Origin of the sequence: Klebsiella sp. RHBSTW-00484, assembly GCF_013705725.1 — a bacterium.
In the GTDB taxonomy this organism is placed as follows: Bacteria; Pseudomonadota; Gammaproteobacteria; order Enterobacterales; family Enterobacteriaceae; genus Klebsiella.
This window is the reverse complement of the sequence record NZ_CP055494.1, coordinates 1-1,882: the sequence shown is the minus strand read 5'-3', so window position 1 is coordinate 1,882 and position 1,882 is coordinate 1. Positions and strand designations below refer to the sequence as shown.

Below are 1,882 nucleotides of genomic sequence, written 5' to 3'. Positions count from 1 at the left end.
TGCAGCCTGGTCGTAGAACAGGTCAATTTTGATCCCTGCCGGTTTTTCCGCCGACATCTGATCCAGTTTGCTTTCCAGCGCGCGACCAACGTCAATGACGTTGACGCCGGGAATAAACGACACCCCCATAGTGACCGCCTGGCGGCCATTAGCGTGATAAATGCTGGAAGGAGATTCGCTGAGTCCGCGCGATAGCGTGGCAATATCGCGCAATCGCGTCGCTGAACCTGAGCCGTGCGGGCTGATTAACAAATCGCCCAGCTCGTCGAGATTTTCAAACTCCCCCGTTGGATGCAGGCGAATTGACTCGCTGCCGGATTTAATCTCACCGGCGTTAGACACTACGTTCAAGCGACTGAGGATTGCCGCCAGTTGGTTGAGCGTGATACCGCGGGCGGTCATTTTTGCCAGCGAGATATCGATATTGATTTGTTGTGGGATCGCACCGCCGATAGCGACTTTGCCAACGCCGGGAACCAGCACCAGTTCGCGCCTGAGCTGCTCGGCGTAGCGGACCAGCTCAGGGTTGGTAAAGCTCTCGCCGGAGATAGCAAAGAAGAAGCCAAAGACATCGCCAAAATCGTCGTTCACAAAGGGGGAGGCCACGCCGGGCGGGAACATCCGGGCGGCGTCTCCTACCCGACGGCGCAGCTCATCCCAGATTTGCGGCAGCTCGCTGGAGTGATAATTCGAGGCGATATTGACGGTGATTTGCGACAGACCATTGGAGGAAATTGAGCTGACGTTGTCCAGATAGGGCAGCTGTTGCAGCGCGTTCTCCAGCGGCAGGGTGACTTCTTCCTCAACCTGCTGCGCCGAGGCTCCCGGATAGTGGGTGATGACCACGGCGGTCTTGATGGTAAACGCCGGGTCTTCCAGGCGACCGATATTCAGCAGGGCGAAAATACCCCCGATGCCCAGCAGTAAAATAGTCAGCCAGACGCGAATCGGGTTGTTAATAAACTGACGAGAGATATCCATTACAAACCTCGTTCACGCGTCCAGATTCGAACCGGTTGCTGCGCATGCAGTTCACTGACGCCTGCCGCCACGACGCGCTCGCCGACGCTAAGCCCTTCGGTAATGACCACTCCCTGAGAGGTGACCTGGCCGACGCCAACTTTTCTGTCCTCAAGCTGTAGCTGTTCGCCTTCGCCTTTAACTACCCAGACGTGGGGCTCATTGCGCTGGCGATTATCCGGATTAAATACCGCTTCAACCGGCACCACGACGGCTTTATCGCCCGCGCTGGCGGGCAGGTTTGCCAGATTGACCGTCACGGTCCCACTCACGCCGCCCACTGACGGAAAATCGGCCGGGCGCGGCATGGTTAAAATGATCTGCCAGGTCAGAGTGTTGCTGTCGCTGCTACCGGTATGTTCTTTATATTCGGCGGTGAACTGACGGTCCGGCATAGAGTTGATTTTCACCACCGGACGATACTGCGCATTGCGGATATCAATAGTCGTAAAAAGATTCTCCGGAATGCTGAACACCACGTCGAGCAGATCGGTTCGCGTCAGGGTGACGATCGGCTGTCCGGCGGCGACAACCTGGTGATTACGGATCGGGACGCTGGCGGCAATACCGCTAAACGGCGCGGTGAGCGTCATTTGACTTAGCTCTTCGCGGGCGATTTTTAGCGCAGCGTTGGCGGAATCACGGTTGGCCCGCTGGATATCCATTTCCGCTTTTGAAATGGCCTGGCGACCCGGCCAGCGTCTGGAAGCGGTCGAACTGCCGCTGAGCGAGGGTTGCTGCGGTCTGCCGTTCGTTGACGCGTTGCTGCGCTTCCCGGGCGTTGAGCCGGGCGAGCGCTTGCCCCTGAGAGATACTGGCTCCCTGACGCACATCAAGGGATTCAATCTGTCCGCCGCGTTTG

The 1,882-nt window shown here is 57.7% G+C and carries 1 protein-coding gene and 1 pseudogene; both read right to left on the bottom strand.

Annotated features, from left to right (window positions below; genetic code table 11):
- The coding region (locus HV213_RS33065) for an efflux RND transporter permease subunit (protein ID WP_181486581.1) at positions 1 to 981 on the bottom strand (981 nt) is incomplete at its 3' end.
- A pseudogene (locus HV213_RS33060) lies at positions 981 to 1,882 on the bottom strand (efflux RND transporter periplasmic adaptor subunit); the annotation flags it as partial. The gene HV213_RS33065 and the pseudogene HV213_RS33060, both read right to left, overlap by 1 nt.